The following is a 14,419-nucleotide window of genomic DNA, read 5'->3' as shown; positions in this document are numbered from 1 at the left end:
TCTCCCTGAGCGAGGAAATCACCCGATGATGCGACAACCTGCCACCCGCGGCGCCTCATGGCTGGTGGCGCTGGCCGGCGCCAGCGGCGTGTTGCTGGGCGCCTTTGGCGCACATGCCTTGCGCGGTCACCTGGATGCGTCGGCCATGAGCTGGTGGCAGACCGCGGTGCAGTACCAGCTGTGGCACGCGCTTGCCCTTGCGCTGGCGGTGCATGCCGGGCGCGGCCGCGCCCGCCGCTGGGCGGTGTTCGCCTTCGCGATCGGCATCGTGCTGTTCAGCGGCAGCCTGTACGCGATGGCGCTGGGGGCGCCACGCTGGTTCGGTGCGATCACGCCGTTGGGCGGGCTCGGTTTCGTCGTCGGCTGGGTAGCGCTGGCCATCGCCCTGGGCCGGCCCGGCGACGAGGCCTGAACCCCGCCGCACCTGCGCCGGGCAGGCGTCATGCGCTCGTCACGTACGCCGGGCAGGCTGCGCGCATGAGCACCGCGCCCGCCACCCTCGATGCCTTGCCGCCTGCACGTCCACGGCGCCGCCATGTGGTGGCCGCGGGAATCCTGCTTGCCGGCATCGGCGCGCTGCTGCTGGCCGGCCGCGACCGTGACCCGGTCGCCACGCCGCCGTTGGCGGTGAACGCGCTGGTGCACTGGCAGGACGACAGCCACGACTGGCTGCTGGTCGCCGACCGCACGGCCCACGAACTGGTGGTCTACGACGCCGCGACCGGCGAGCCGCTGCAACGCCTCGGCCACGACGACGGACTCGGTTCGGTCGACACGATCGCCGCGCTCGGCGATCACCTGCTCGTGCAGAACACGAAGGGCCGGCCGACCCTGCTCAGCCTGCCATCCCTGCGCGCGCAAGCGCTGGCGTCGCGCTGAGGCGGCGATCGATCAGCGCGCTGCGGCTGGGGCCTGGTGCGCGATCCACGCAGCGATGTCGCCGATCACCTTCGGTTCCATATGAGCCGGCTTGGCGTAGTCGGCCGGCGAGGGCGGCTGGCCGCTGGGCGTGAACAGGTGACTGAGCCCGGCGTAGCTGCGCAACGTCACGCCTGAGTCGTGGGCAAAAGCGTGCTTCCACGCCGCGAAGTCCTGCGCCGGCGGCACCTGGAAATCCGCCATGCCCTGCATCACCAGCAGCGGTGCATGCAGGCCACGCGCCGTGTCGATGGCGTCGTAGTGGGCCAGGCTCAGCCACCAACTCGCGGGCGCGTGAAAGAACGTGCCTGCGGGCGGATGGGCGGGATCGGCCTTGGCCAGGGTGTCGCGTGCCGCCTCCACCTCGTGGATCTGCGCCGTCATGACGGCGTGCGGGGTGCCCGGCAACGCGCTCAGGTATTTCAGTTGCTGCAGCACCACGCCCAGGTCCAGGCGCTCCGGGGCCGCGAGCAGGATGACCCCGGCCAGGTGCCCGTCACGCTGCGCGATCCGCGGCGCCATCAGCGCGCCGAGACTGTGGCCGATCACGAACACGCGCTGGCGGTCGATGTGCGGCTGCTGGCGGAGCAGGGCGAGCGCGGTCAGCGCGTCATCGGTGACCTCGTCGTCGACCGTGAGCGAGGTGGTGGCCAGCTGTCTGCCGTAGGTGAGTGTGCGCTTGTCGTAGCGCAGTGAGGCGATGCCTACCTTGGCCAGCCCCACGGCCAGGTCGCGGAAGGGTTTGTTCGGGCCGATCGTTTCGTCGCGGTCGTTGGGGCCGGAACCGGCGACCAGCAGCACGGCCGAAAACGGACCATCGCCCGGGGGCAGCGTGAGCGTGCCCGGCAGCGGCCCGAATGGCGAACGCACGGCCAGCGGCTGTTCGCGCACGCCGGGCGGGAGTGGGCCAGCGGCGGCATGATCCTCACCGGCCGGTGCCGGGGCGAAGAACAGGGCGGCCACCTGGCCATCCTTGTCGCAGGCCACCCGCATCAGCAGCGTGGCCCGGGCGAAGTGCAGCGGCGTTTCCACCATCGCCTTGCCTTGCGCCGTCTGCGCCTGCGGTGTACCGATGTCCTCGAGGGCGCCGACCTGGGCTGGCAGGGCCTGTGCCCAGACGGCCTGCAGCTTGCTCGCCGGCAGGCCCGAACGCATGGTCGGATCGAAATCGCGTGTGGCGTCAGCGAAGCGGCCTTCGCGCAGGCTGGCCAGGATGGCGGCCGAGCGGCTGCTGCAGTCGCCAGTCGTGGCGGCCTGTGCATGGGTGGCGACGCCGCTCGCCAACAGGACGGCCAGCAGCAGCGCTGGCGATACCAGAGTGATGCGCATCGAAAAGCTCCTTATTCATCGTCGTCCATCGCTTCGGGTTGGGCCGGTTTGAGCCGCCCGGCCTTGCGCAGCGCGTCGCGCAGCAGGTACTCGATCTGCGCGTTGACGCTGCGCAGTTCATCCTCGGACCAGCGCTGCACCGCTTCGAGCACGGTGGCGCTGATCCGCAGCGGATAGGCTTTTTTCTCGGCCGCCATGCGCTCAGCGGGCGGCACGTCGGCGCGACGCGAGCGCCAAGACGAACAGCACGATCATCACGGGAAGGACAGTCATCGTCACGCTCCTCAGCTGTACAGGCTGCCGGCGTTGACCACCGGCTGGGTGGCGCGATCGCCGCACAGCACCACCAAGAGGTTGCTGACCATGGCGGCCTTGCGTTCTTCGTCCAGCTCCACCACGCCCTGCTCGCGCAGCTTGTCCAAAGCCATCGCCACCATGCCCACGGCACCCTCCACGATACGCTCGCGCGCCGCCACGATGGCGTTGGCCTGCTGGCGCTGCAGCATCGCCTGGGCGATCTCCTGTGCGTAGGCGAGGTGGCTGATGCGTGCCTCGATCACCTGCACGCCGGCCTTCTCCAGCCGTGCCTGGATCTCGTCGCGCAGGTGGTTGTTGATCACCTCGCCATGGCTGCGCAGCGAGGGCTTCTTGTCGTCGTGTGCGTCGTACGGATAGTTCTGCGCCATCTGGCGCAAGGCCGACTCGCTCTGGATGTGCACGAAGTTCTCGTAGTCGTCCACGCAGAACACCGCCTCGGCCGTGTCCAGCACCTGCCACACCACCACCGCGGCAATCTCGATCGGGTTACCGTCGCTGTCGTTGACCTTCAGCTTGCCGCTCTCGAAGTTGCGCACGCGCAGCGAGACGCGGCGGCGGCTGTAGAACGGGTTGGTCCAGCGCAGGCCTTCCTCGCGCACCGTGCCGGCGTACTTGCCGAACAGCTGCAGCACCTGGCCCTCGTTCGGCGCCACCTGGAAGAACCCCTTCAGCAGGAACGCCGTCAACACCAGCAGCCCGACGCCGACGAAGAAGTGCGTGCCCGGCTCCACCCCCGATTTCAAACCGATCAGCTGGCTGACGCCGATGGCCGCCAGCACCAGGCACACCACGACAAACGGAATGCCCGCGATCGAAAACCCCTTGCGCTCGTTCATGACCTTGCCTCCCTAAGTTGTGCGCATTGGATATCAAATTGATATCACATGGCAAGTGCCGGCTGCTGCTGGCCGTGACGCCTGGGTGGCCGTGGAAGCGGCCACTACAATGACGTGGCCCACCGACCGGAGATCCTGCATGAAGCCTTTCGGCACGCCGCTCTCGAACCGCGCCCTGCGCGTGCTGCTGCTCGGCTCGGGCGAGCTGGGCAAGGAGGTGGCGATCGAGCTGCAGCGCTTCGCCGTGGAGGTAATCGCAGTGGATCGCTACGCCAATGCGCCGGCGATGCAGGTGGCCCACCGCAGCCACGTGATCGACATGCTCGAAGGCGCCGCGCTGCGCGCGGTGATCGAGGCTGAGCAGCCGGACCTGGTGGTGCCGGAGATCGAGGCGATCCACACGCCCACGCTGATGGAACTGGAAAAGGGCGGCTTGAACGTGATTCCTACCGCGCGCGCCGCGTGGCTGACGATGGACCGCGAAGGCATCCGCCGCCTCGCCGCCGAGGAGCTCCAGCTGCCCACCTCGCCGTACCGCTTCTGCGACGACGAGGCGCAGTACCGCGCCGCCGTCGAGGCGCTCGGTTTCCCGTTCGTGATCAAGCCGGTGATGAGCTCCTCCGGCAAGGGCCAGAGCGTGGTGCGCGATGCATCCGACGCGCAGGCGGCATGGGATTACGCCCAGGCCGGCGGGCGTGCCGGCAAGGGGCGGGTGATCGTCGAGGGCTTCGTCGATTTCGACTACGAAATCACCCTGCTCACCGTGCGCCATTGCGACGGCACCAGCTTCTGCGCGCCGATCGGCCACCGCCAGGAGGATGGCGACTACCGCGAGTCGTGGCAGCCGCAGCCGATGAGTGACGCGGCGCTGGCCGAGGCGCAGCGTCAGGCCACGGCGATCACCGCCGCGCTGGGTGGCCGGGGCGTGTTCGGCGTGGAGTTCTTCATCAAGGGCGACACGGTGATCTTCTCCGAGGTGAGCCCGCGCCCGCACGACACCGGCCTGGTCACGCTGATCTCGCAGGATCTGTCCGAGTTCGCCCTGCATGCGCGGGCGATCCTGGGCCTGCCGATTCCGCTGATCCGCCAGCTCGGGCCGTCGGCCTCGTGCGCCAAGCTGGTGGAAGGCGACGGCGCCGCGCCGCAGTACTTCGGCGTGGCCGAGGCGCTGGCCGAGCCGGATACGCAATTGCGCCTGTTCGGCAAGCCGGCGGTGAAAGGCCGTCGCCGGATGGCGGTGACGCTGGCGCGCGACGAAAGCATCGAGGCAGCCAAGGCCAAGGCGATTCGGGCCGCGTCGGTGCTGCGGGTAGAGTTGCCAAGCAGCTGATCGCGCGCGCGGCGGCTATCACACGATCCACGACGGGAGAGAGCAGGGCATGGAGACATCCGGATTCGCGCATTGGCTGATCGTGGTGGTGCAGGTGTTCGCCGCGCTGTTCTTGCTGCTGCTCGCCATGGGCGTGGCGCTGGTGCTGGTGACCTGGTTCGTCGACCGCAACCAGACGTCCAACTCGGTCCTGCGCAATTTTCCGGTGATCGGGCACTTCCGCTACGGCTTCCTGCGGCTGGGCGAGTTTTTCCGTCAGTACCTGTTTTCCAGCGATCGCGAAGAACTGCCGTTCAACCGCGCCGAGCGCGTGTGGGTGTATCGCGCGGCAAAGAACGCGGAGAACACCAACGCCTTCGGCTCCACCCGCGACCTGCGCGCCGAGGGCGTACCGTTTTTCGTCAACGCCGCGTTCCCGGCGCTGGGCGATCATCACGTGGAGCCCAAGCCGCTGCGCATCGGCCCCTATGCGCGCGAGCCGTACGACCACGCCGCGTTCTTCAATATCTCGGCGATGAGTTTCGGCGCGCTGTCGGCGCCGGCGGTGCGGGCGCTGTCGGTCGGCGCGGCGCGGGCCGGCATCTGGATGGACACCGGTGAGGGCGGCCTGGCGCCGTACCACCTGGAAGGCGGTTGCGACATCGTGTTCGAGATCGGCACGGCCAAGTACGGCGTGCGCACGCCCGATGGCCGTCTGGATGACGACAAGCTCACCGCGATCTGCGCGCACAAGCAGGTGAAGATGGTCTCGATCAAGCTCGGCCAGGGCGCCAAGCCCGGCATGGGCGGCTTGTTGCCGGCAGCCAAGGTGACGCCGGAGATCGCCGCGATTCGCGGCATCCCGGTGGGACAGGATTCGCAGAGCCCGAACCGCCATCTGGACATCGCCAACGTGGCGCAGCTGATGGACGCCATCACGCACATCCGTGACCTCACCGGCAAGCCGACTGGCTTCAAGGCGGTATTCGGCGACATGCGCTGGATCGGCCAGCTGTGCGACGAGGTGGACCGTCGCGGCATCGAGAGCGCGCCGGATTTCATCATCGTCGACGGTGCCGAAGGCGGCACCGGCGCTGCGCCGCAGACGTTGATGGAGGGGGTCGGCCTGCCGTTGCGCGAGGCGCTGCCGGAGCTGGTCAACACGCTGATCGCGCGCGGCCTGCGCGAGCGCATCAAGGTGATCTGCTCGGGCAAGTGCATCACCGCCTACGACGTGGCCTGGGCAATGTCGATGGGCGCGGACTTCGTCAACTCCGCACGCGGCTTCATGCTGGCGCTGGGCTGTATCCAGTCACTGCAGTGCAACCGCAACACCTGTCCCACCGGCATCACCACGCAGAACCCGCGGTTGCAGCGCGGCCTGGTGGTCACCGACAAGAGCGAGAAGGTGTACCACTACGCGAAGAACGTGATGCACGAGGTGGGCATCATCGCGCACAGCTGCGGGCTGGACGATCCACGCGAACTGGACCGCAGCCACTGCCGCGTGATGGGGGACGACGGTGTCTCCATGCCGCTGGAGAAGCTGTTTCCCTACCCGAAGCCGGCAACGCGCGGTTAGGCCCTGGTAGGAGCGCACCTTGTGCGCGAACGCTTTGGCTTTGCTGTGTAGATCAGGGGCAAGAGCGTTCGCGCACAGGGTGCGCTCCTACACGGTGGGCATGGCCATCCAGCCCTCCGGTCCGCGTACCTGCAGCGGCTGGAAGCGGCGCTTGTAATCCATCTTCGGGTGGCCCTCGATCCAGAAGCCCAGGTAGACCCACGGAATGCCGCGGCGGCGGGCCAGTTCCACCTGCTGCAGGATCGCCCAGGTGCCCAGGCTGCGCGCCGCCTCGTCCGGGTCGAAGAAGGTGTAGACGGCCGACACGCCGGTGAGGCAGACGTCGGTGACGGACACCCCGAGCAGACGCGCGCCTTCTCGGAACTCCAGGAACAGCGTGGGGCTCCACGGCGCGGTGAGGAAGCGGCGGAAGTCGCTGGCTTCGGCTTCGTCCATGCCGCCGCCGGCGTGGCGCGTGCGCAGGTAGCGCTCGTACAGCGCGTGCCGCTCGGCGTTGTAGCCGGGAATGCATTCGACCAGGCTGAGGTCGGCATTGCGCTTGAGGCAACGCTTCTGTGCGCGGTTGGGCACGAAGTTGGCCACGTCGATGCGGCACGGCGTGCAGGCCTTGCACTGCGGGCAGCTGGGAAAGTACAGATGCCCGCCGGCACGGCGAAAGCCGCGCTCCAGCGCCGGCCCGTACAGCTGGTCCAGCTGCGGGGCCGCCGGGTCGATCACCAGGTTCTGCGCCGTGCGCTCGGCGAAATAGCCGCAGGCGTGGGGCAGGGTCTGGAACAGGCGGACGCGTTCGGAGCGCATGCCCCGATTCTATGCCTGCGCGGGCGCTGCGGATCAATCGTCGTGATCGATCGCCAGCCAGTGGGTGAGCTGGCCCTGGGCATCGCGCACCGGCTCGATGGCGAGTCGAACGGCGAGGGCGCTGCCGTCGGCGCGGCTCAGTTGCACGCCCAGCATGGCTTGCTGATGGGCATCCAGATCGCGCTGGATCCGCTCCAGCGTATCGTCGTGCGGGCCGGTGTCGTGCAGCAGTTCCGATACCGGCAGGCCGGACAGCGCCTCGGGCGTGCGGCCCAGGCGCCCGGCCAGGCGACTGTTGCTGAAGGTGATGGGCGCGGCATGCCACGGGCGGTGACCGGCCTGCATGATCAGCACGCTTTCGCGAACGCGCTCTAGCGAGGCGCCCAGCAGAGCCAGGTGGCGTTGGTAGTGCTTGCGCTCCATCAGCTCGATGAGCACGCGCAGGCTGCGCGCCGATTCCAGGTGGGCAGAGGTCCACAGGCGCGAGCGGCCGCGCACGGTTTCCTGCCATGCGGCGAAGCTCTGTCGTGGCGATAGGCGCGCGCCGGGAATGGTCTCCAGCTTGGACAGGTGCGGGTTGCCGCCCCAGCGCACGTCGTGGACCATCTCGCGCCGCGTCCACATGATCGCGCTGTGCGCGTCCGGCGCCAGCGGCATGAAGATGATGCCGGCGGCCTTCGGTGCCAGGTCGGCCAGCATCGGGAAGCGCTCGCCTAGCGCGGCGGTGTGCAGCACGCCGCTGATCGCATCGTGATCGGCGCTGGCCGGTGCAACGGCGGTCCGGATGCGGGCCAGGCCTTCTGGCGACGGCACGTGGCCGTGGGTGATCAGCTCGTCGCCGGCGAAGATCGCCACGCCGTCGGCATCCACCACCTCCAGCAGCTGCGGCGCCAGTTCGCCCAGACGCGCGGCGCTGATCTGCTCGTTCTCGCTGAAGGCGGTGATCAGCTTTTCGCGCACGGTCAGCAGGCTGCTTTCCAGTTCTTCCTTCTCCACTTCCTGCAGTGCGCCGATGCGCATCGCCAGGGCACTGGCGGCGCCGTCGGCCAGCTCGCGCATGTCGTGGTCGGCATAGCGCGGTGCATAGTGGTGGCAGGAGATGAGCCCCCACAGCCGGCCGTTGACGATGATCGAGGCCACCAGGGTGCCGGTGACGCCCATGTTGGACAGATACTCCAGATGCACGGGCGACACGCTGCGCAGCGAGACATCGCTCAGATCCAGCGGCTGACCGGTGCGGGGATCGTCGGTCGGCACGATCGCGCTGGGCGTATAGCGCACGTCGCTGATGCCGCGCACGCGGTTGCGCAGGTACAGCGCGCGCGCCTGTGCCGGGATGTCGGTGGCCGGGTAGTGCAGGCCCAGATACGGCTCCAGCCCACGGCGCAGCGACTCGGCGATCACTTCGCCGTTCCAGTCGCGGTCGAAGCGGTAGATCATCACCCGGTCGTAGCCGAGCAGGTTGCGCAGGCTGCGCGCCACGCGCGCCGCGGCGGCGTCGATGCTGCGGTCGGCTTCGAGCTGGCGACCCAGCTCGTAGCTGCGGCGCAGCGGGTCTTCGTCGAACCGCGCCGCGTGCGGAGCCAGTTCGATCAGGCTGTGCTGCTCGTAGCGGTGCATGGCCGCCACCCAGCGCGCTTCGAGCGGCAGCTCGCGCCGGGGGAACTGCACGGGTACCCAGCCAGTGTGCGATGGCCGCGTACCGTCGTCCTCCGGCAGGCGATCAAAGCCGATCAGCGACGGCCACGGCGCGCCCAGGATCTGGTCCAGGGGCAGGCCGATCACCTCGGTGGCATTGGCGCTGGCCTGGGTGACGAGGCCGCTCGACGCATCGACCGCCAGCAGCACGCCGTGGGGCTGGATGGAACCGGGAAGGTGGATCGGTTCGCGCGCGCAGGCCTCCAGGTCAACCGGCGCCGGGGGCGTCAGCGGCGCCGTCATGCACGCACCGCCTCCAGCATGCGCTGGGCACGTCCGAACATGGCGCGGGCAGCGGCGATGGCCGTCTGCTGCTGGTCGAGCTGGGAGAGTTGGTGGTCTAGCATCGACTGAAACGTCCTCCAGGTTCCGCGGCCGGCCTCCTGGCCAAGGCGGAAGAAGTGATGGGCGTGTCCGGGGAGGCGCTTCTCCAACAGGCGGAGCAGGATCTGGCCGCCGAGCGCCGAGCCCTCGATCACATAGAGCTCGCCCCATGATGCGGAGGAGCCGCCAACGACCTGTGAATGAGAGGCGCAAGCGAGCGGGAGCGGTTCATCTTCGCGAGACAGCCCCCAGTCAGCGAGGTCGCGCGCCAGCGCCTCGCTTCGGCTGGCGTAATACCAGCCCGCATCGGCCAGTTCGCCGTGCAGCCACGCGGCGCGCTCGGTTTCCCACGCGCGGTGCAGGGCGTACTGGCCCACCAGCAGTCGCCCGTAGGCGGCGGGGTCCAGCTGGCCATTCAGCAGCGCCTGCATCACCGCCGTGCGTTCGGCGGCAGCATGCTCGTGGCGGGTGGCGTCGCGCAGTTGGCGATGAGCGGGTGGAGGGCCGGGCGGCATGCAGCGGATGACGGGCGCCAAACGCCTAGATCAGGCCCATGTAGCGCAGCATCAGCAGCACCACCGCACCGCCCACCGAGAGCAGCACGATGCGACGCACGCGCGTGACGGTGTGCTGGCGCTGGTTGATGGGCGACGGGTTGCGTGCTGCGGCCAGCGCATCGCCATGACGGATCACCGGATCGATGCCGATCTCCTTCAGCAGCTCGCGGGCGCGGGTGTAGTCGTCGGCGTGGGTGACCCATACCTGCGGCCACTGCTCGCGGCTTTCGCGCTGCTGAATGTAGCTGAAGCGCTGGTGCGCGCGTCGGTTCCAGCGCGAGACGTTCTGCACCTGGCACTCGATGCCGTGCTCGCCGAGCAGGGCGACCAGGCGGTCGATGTTGGGCTGGTGCGGCGAGGTGTAGAGCTGGCGCATGGTGCGGGTCCGTCGGTGATCAGCTGTCGCGCAGGCGGATCAGGCCTTCCTGCGCGGTGGAGGCAACGAGGCGGCCGTCGCGGCTGAAGATCTGCCCGCGCGCCAGGCCGCGCGAGCCTTGCGCGGTGGGGCTGTCGAACGAATACAGCAGCCACTCGTCCACGCGGAACGGGCGGTGGAACCACAGCGCGTGGTCCAGGCTGGCCATCTGCACGTTGTGGGTCATGTACGAGATGCCGTGCGGCAGCGTGGCGGTGCCGATCAGGTGGAAATCCGAGGCGTAGGCCAGGAGCGCGCGGTGCAGGATCGCCGAGTCGTCGATCGGCGCGGTGAGGCGGAACCAGATGTGCTGGATCGGCGGCCGCTTGACCGGATGCAGATCGTCGCGCGGCCACACCTGGCGGAACTCGAACGGGCCGTCGATACCCAGCCAGCGCTGCAGCTTCACCGGCAGGCGGGCGAGCTCCTCGGGCGACAGGTGACGCATCGGCTCCACGTCGTCCGGTGCCGGCACTTCGGGCATTGAGGTCTGGTGCTCGAAGCCCTTTTCCGGCTCCTGGAAGGAGATCGAGCCGTTGAGGATCGGCTGGCCGTGCTGGATCGCCACCACCCGGCGCGAGGAGAAGGTGCCGCCGTCGCGGGTGCGCTCCACGCTGTAGACGATCGGCGCGTCGATGTCGCCGGCGCGCAGGAAATACGCGTGCAGCGAGTGCGCCTCGCGGCGCGGGTCCACCGTGCGCTGCGCGGCGGACAGCGCCTGGCCGAGCACCTGGCCGCCGAACACGAAACGCGTGCCGATGTCGCGGCTCTGGCCGCGGAACAGGTTGTCTTCCAGCCGCTCCAGGTCCAGCAGGTCGACCAGTTCCTGGACGTGTTCCTCGCGCATGGCTGCTCGATAGGTGATGAAGTGAGCCGACGATTATAGCGGGGCCGGGTGATGGACATTTTGGCGAGTGCCCGACGCCGGCAGCGACTCGTCAGGCGCGAATTCGCCGCAACCCGCACCTGGCCAGCACCGCTTCCCATGGAAACAGCGGTCCCGGATCCAGCTTGCGTGCCACCTCCGCCGACGGATCGTTGCTGGCCGGCATCCGCGCCGTGTCCAGGTCCTCGTGCCCGGCGATCTCCCGCAGCGCCGGAAATTCATCCCGCAGCAGGGCCAGCAGCTCCACCAGCGCGGCGATCTGCGCGTCCGGGTACGGCTCGGTCATCGTCTGGTGGCGCGCATCCCACCAGTGCGGGTAGCGGCCCAGATTCACCAGCTCGATGCCGATGGAATGCGGGTTGCAGCCCCGCACGTGGTGCGCCACCCGCGTGCCGGGCACGTAGCGCTCGATGCGGCCGTCGCGGTCGATGTAGTAGTGCCCGCTGTTGCCGGTGCCGCTCTCGTGCTGCACGTGTTCGCCGTATTCGCGCGCGGTGGCGAGGTCCGGCAGCTCGGTGCAGTGGATCACCACCAGGGTCACCGCGTCGGCGGGGCGTGCGGCGAGGCGGTCGACGTAGGGCAGGGGGTGGTCGTGGATGAGTGGCGGCATGGGCGAAAGTCTCGCACGGCGCCGGGTATCATGGACGGCCCGCCCCGCCCAGGAGCCGCCATGCGCAGCCCGATCATCCTCTCGCACGGTTCCGATTCCGGCCCCGACGCCACCAAGGTCAGCGCGCTGGCCGCGCTCGCCGAATCGCTGGGCTGGACCACGCTGCGCCCCGATTACCGCGAAGACGACGCGCTGGGCTACGCCGGTTCCGTGCCGGCGCGGCTGGCCCGCCTGCGCGCCGCAATCGAGGCGCAACCCGCGCCGCCGGTGCTGGTGGGTTCCAGCATGGGCGCGTTCGTCTCCGGGCTGGCCTCGCTGGAGCATCCGGTCGCCGGCCTGTTCCTGCTGGCCACGCCGGAGAGCATCCCCGGCTGCGAGGTGGATTTCGACGTCACCCCCGACGTGCCCACCGTGCTGATCCACGGCTGGCGCGACGAGCTGTGCCCGCTGGATGACATGTACACCTTTGCCGCGCGACGCCAGCTGCCGCTGCTGATCCTCGACGACGACCATCGCCTCGGCGCCAGCGTCGACGCCATCGCAGGGCAGTTCCGACTGTTCCTCGATCAACTGGCGGCGCGCGCATGACGGCTTTCTTCGCCAGCTGCCCGAAGGGCCTGGAATACCTGCTCAAGGACGAACTGGCCTCGCTCGGTGCGCAGGACACGCGCGAGACGGTCGCCGGTGTGCACTTTTCCGCCACGCTGGAAACCGCCTACCGCGCCTGCCTGTGGTCGCGCCTGGCCAGCCGCGTGCTGCTGCCGCTGGGCGAGTTCGACGCGGCGACCGACGAGGCGCTGTATGCCGGCGTTCAATCGATAGACTGGTCGACCCATCTCGCCAGTCACGCCACGCTGGCGGTCGACGCGCACACCACGCTGAGCAAGCTCACCCACAGCCAGTACCTGGCGCAGCGGGTGAAGGATGCGGTGGTCGACCAGTTCCGCCAGCGCGACGGCGAGCGTCCCAGCGTGGATACCGACGAGCCGGACGTGCGCATCAACGTGCGCCTGCGTCGCGATCGCGCCACGCTGTCGCTGGATCTCTCCGGCAGCCCGCTGCACCGCCGCGGCTGGCGCGAGCTGCAGGGCGAGGCACCGCTGAAGGAAAACCTCGCCGCCGCGATGCTGCTGCGCGCCGGCTGGCCGCAGATCTACGCCGAGGGCGGCGCATTGCTCGACCCGATGTGTGGCTCCGGCACGCTGCTCATCGAGGGGGCCTGGATGGCCGCCGACGTGGCGCCGGGGCTGCACCGCGAATACTTCGGCTTTCTCGGCTGGGCGCAGCACGACATCGCGCTGTGGAAGCGTTTGCACGAGGAGGCCACGCAGCGCGCCGAGGCCGGCCTGCGCGCGCTGCGCTCGTGCTTCTTCGGCTCCGACTCGGACCCGCGCATGGTGCAGACCGCCAAGCGCAACGCACAGGAAGCGGGCGTCGCCGGCTTCTTCACGCTCGATCGCCACGACGCCCTGCACGTGGCGCCGCCGCCGGGCGTGCCGGGCGGCCTGGTGATCACCAATCCGCCCTACGGCGAGCGCCTGGGCGAGCGCGAGCAAATGCCGCCGCTGTATCGCGCGCTGGGCGAAACGCTGCGCGCCCGCTTCACCGGCTGGCGCGCCGCCGTGCTGGCCGGCGACGTGGAGCTGGGCCGGGCGATGCCGCTGCGCGCGGAAAAGAAATACACGCTCTACAACGGCGCGCTGGAAACCGTGCTGCTGATCTTCGAGCTGCACGCCCGCGAGGCGATGCCGCACGAGTCCAAGCCGCTGTCGCCCGGCGCGCAGATGCTGAAGAACCGGCTGGAAAAGAACCTCAAGCACCTGCGCAAACGGCTGCAGCGCGAGGGCATCCACTGCTGGCGCGCCTACGACCAGGACCTGCCCGAGTACGCCGCCGCCATCGACGTCTACGCCAACGCGGCGGACGACACCTGGCTGCACATCCAGGAATATCGCGCGCCGGTGGAGATCCCGGTGGAAACGGCGCGCACGCGCATGCGCGAGATCACCCGCGTGGCGGGCGAGGTGTTCGGCCTGCCGCGCGAGCGCATCGCACTGAAGACCCGCGAGCGCGGCAAGGGCGGGTCGAAGTACGGCCAGTTCGACCAGCGCGGTGAATTCGTCGAGGTGGAAGAGGGTGGCCTGAAGTTCCTGGTCAACCTCACCGACTACCTCGACACCGGCTTGTTTCTAGACCACCGGCTGGTGCGCGCGCGCCTGCGAGAGCTGGCCAAGGGCCGGCGCTTCCTCAACCTGTTCGCCTACACCGCCACCGCCAGCGTCTACGCGGCGGCCGGCGGCGCGCGCGACACCACCAGCGTGGATCTTTCGGCAACGTACCTGGACTGGGCCTCGCGCAACCTCGCACTGAATGGCTTCACCGGCAGCGCGCACAAGCTGATCCAGGCCGACGCGATGGAATTCCTGCGCGGCGAGCGCGATCGCTACGGGGTGATCTACGTCGATCCGCCGACCTTCTCCAACTCCAAGCGCGCCGAGGATTTCGACGTGCAGCGCGATCACGTCGCCCTGCTCATGGCCTGCGGCGACCGGCTGGCGAACGACGGCGTGATCGTGTTCTCCAACAACTTCCGCCGCTTCGCACTGGATCGCGCGGCGCTGGAGGAACGCTTCACCATCGAGGACTGGACCGCCCCCAGCATCCCGTTCGATTTCGCCCGCCGCGCCGACATCCACGGCTGCTGGCTGCTGCGTCCGCACGCGGTGGCGAGCGACGTGAACCCGTGGGATACCGCCCGGATCAAGCGTCGGTGAGGTTTCAGTGCGCATTAAGTCGGTGAAGCCGAGCATTCACTACGCATAGACGCACACAGGTGGTG

Annotated in this window: 15 protein-coding genes; 6 read left to right on the top strand and 9 right to left on the bottom strand. The window is 69.1% G+C overall.

All coding sequences use genetic code 11. From position 1 onward, the window contains the following. The first annotated feature begins 28 nt into the window (after positions 1-28). Both ACQVBX_RS09635 and ACQVBX_RS09630 read left to right on the top strand, forming a co-directional pair. Complete coding sequence (locus tag ACQVBX_RS09635) at positions 29-412, top strand: DUF423 domain-containing protein (protein WP_431638148.1); 384 nt, start codon at positions 29-31, stop codon at positions 410-412. A gap of 65 nt (positions 413-477) precedes the next feature. Further along, a complete protein-coding gene (locus ACQVBX_RS09630) occupies positions 478-879 on the top strand; it encodes a hypothetical protein (protein WP_431633879.1) in 402 nt (133 codons plus the stop codon). Between the two features lie 12 nt (positions 880-891). Here the strand turns inward: ACQVBX_RS09630 and ACQVBX_RS09625 are convergent, their stop codons facing one another. From ACQVBX_RS09625 to ACQVBX_RS09615, 3 genes are all read right to left on the bottom strand, one after another. Then, complete coding sequence (locus tag ACQVBX_RS09625; RefSeq protein WP_431633878.1) at positions 892-2,247, bottom strand: DUF3887 domain-containing protein; 1,356 nt, start codon at positions 2,245-2,247, stop codon at positions 892-894. Positions 2,248-2,258: 11 nt separating this feature from the next. Then, positions 2,259-2,444: an Arc family DNA-binding protein gene (locus ACQVBX_RS09620; protein WP_431633877.1), complete on the bottom strand. Its 186-nt coding sequence runs from the start codon at positions 2,442-2,444 to the stop codon at positions 2,259-2,261. An 87-nt stretch (positions 2,445-2,531) separates the two neighbouring features. Continuing rightward, a complete protein-coding gene (locus ACQVBX_RS09615; RefSeq protein WP_431633876.1) occupies positions 2,532-3,401 on the bottom strand; it encodes an SPFH domain-containing protein in 870 nt (289 codons plus the stop codon). Positions 3,402-3,540: 139 nt separating this feature from the next. Between ACQVBX_RS09615 and purT the strand changes: the two genes are divergently transcribed. Beyond that, a complete protein-coding gene (purT, locus tag ACQVBX_RS09610) occupies positions 3,541-4,731 on the top strand; it encodes a formate-dependent phosphoribosylglycinamide formyltransferase (protein WP_431633875.1) in 1,191 nt (396 codons plus the stop codon). A gap of 49 nt (positions 4,732-4,780) precedes the next feature. Continuing rightward, positions 4,781-6,292: an FMN-binding glutamate synthase family protein gene (locus tag ACQVBX_RS09605; RefSeq protein WP_431633874.1), complete on the top strand. Its 1,512-nt coding sequence runs from the start codon at positions 4,781-4,783 to the stop codon at positions 6,290-6,292. Between the two features lie 87 nt (positions 6,293-6,379). Here the strand turns inward: ACQVBX_RS09605 and ACQVBX_RS09600 are convergent, their stop codons facing one another. The 6 genes from ACQVBX_RS09600 to ACQVBX_RS09575 all read right to left on the bottom strand — a co-directional run bounded on the left by ACQVBX_RS09600 (position 6,380) and on the right by ACQVBX_RS09575 (position 11,580). Then, on the bottom strand, positions 6,380-7,090 hold the full coding sequence (locus tag ACQVBX_RS09600) for an arginyltransferase (protein ID WP_431633873.1): 711 nt from the start codon (positions 7,088-7,090) through the stop codon (positions 6,380-6,382). A gap of 33 nt (positions 7,091-7,123) precedes the next feature. Further along, complete coding sequence (locus ACQVBX_RS09595) at positions 7,124-9,031, bottom strand: GAF domain-containing protein (RefSeq protein ID WP_431633872.1); 1,908 nt, start codon at positions 9,029-9,031, stop codon at positions 7,124-7,126. Continuing rightward, complete coding sequence (locus ACQVBX_RS09590) at positions 9,028-9,648, bottom strand: biliverdin-producing heme oxygenase (protein ID WP_431633871.1); 621 nt, start codon at positions 9,646-9,648, stop codon at positions 9,028-9,030. The genes ACQVBX_RS09595 and ACQVBX_RS09590 overlap by 4 nt, the downstream gene beginning before the upstream one ends. Positions 9,649-9,652: 4 nt before the next feature. After that, positions 9,653-10,045, bottom strand: coding sequence for a DUF2007 domain-containing protein (locus ACQVBX_RS09585; RefSeq protein WP_431633870.1), 393 nt, complete (start codon positions 10,043-10,045; stop codon positions 9,653-9,655). 19 nt (positions 10,046-10,064) lie between these two features. Next, positions 10,065-10,931, bottom strand: a complete 867-nt coding sequence (tesB, locus tag ACQVBX_RS09580; protein WP_431633869.1) for an acyl-CoA thioesterase II — start codon at positions 10,929-10,931, stop codon at positions 10,065-10,067. Between the two features lie 91 nt (positions 10,932-11,022). Continuing rightward, entirely contained in the window at positions 11,023-11,580 is a 558-nt protein-coding gene (locus tag ACQVBX_RS09575) for an N-acetylmuramoyl-L-alanine amidase (RefSeq protein ID WP_431633868.1), read from the bottom strand. A gap of 60 nt (positions 11,581-11,640) precedes the next feature. Here ACQVBX_RS09575 and ACQVBX_RS09570 point away from each other — a divergent pair, with 60 nt between their 5' ends. Then, positions 11,641-12,168, top strand: a complete 528-nt coding sequence (locus tag ACQVBX_RS09570; protein ID WP_431633867.1) for an alpha/beta fold hydrolase — start codon at positions 11,641-11,643, stop codon at positions 12,166-12,168. Beyond that, positions 12,165-14,354, top strand: coding sequence for a bifunctional 23S rRNA (guanine(2069)-N(7))-methyltransferase RlmK/23S rRNA (guanine(2445)-N(2))-methyltransferase RlmL (gene rlmKL, locus ACQVBX_RS09565; protein WP_431633866.1), 2,190 nt, complete (start codon positions 12,165-12,167; stop codon positions 14,352-14,354). Before ACQVBX_RS09570 ends, rlmKL begins: the two co-directional genes overlap by 4 nt. Positions 14,355-14,419 lie beyond the last annotated feature (65 nt).

The sequence above is a fragment of the Dyella thailandensis genome (genome assembly GCF_050749815.1).
In the GTDB taxonomy this organism is placed as follows: Bacteria; Pseudomonadota; Gammaproteobacteria; order Xanthomonadales; family Rhodanobacteraceae; genus Dyella_A.
Note: the sequence above shows the minus strand (reverse complement) of the source record. Positions and strands in the feature narration are given on the sequence as shown.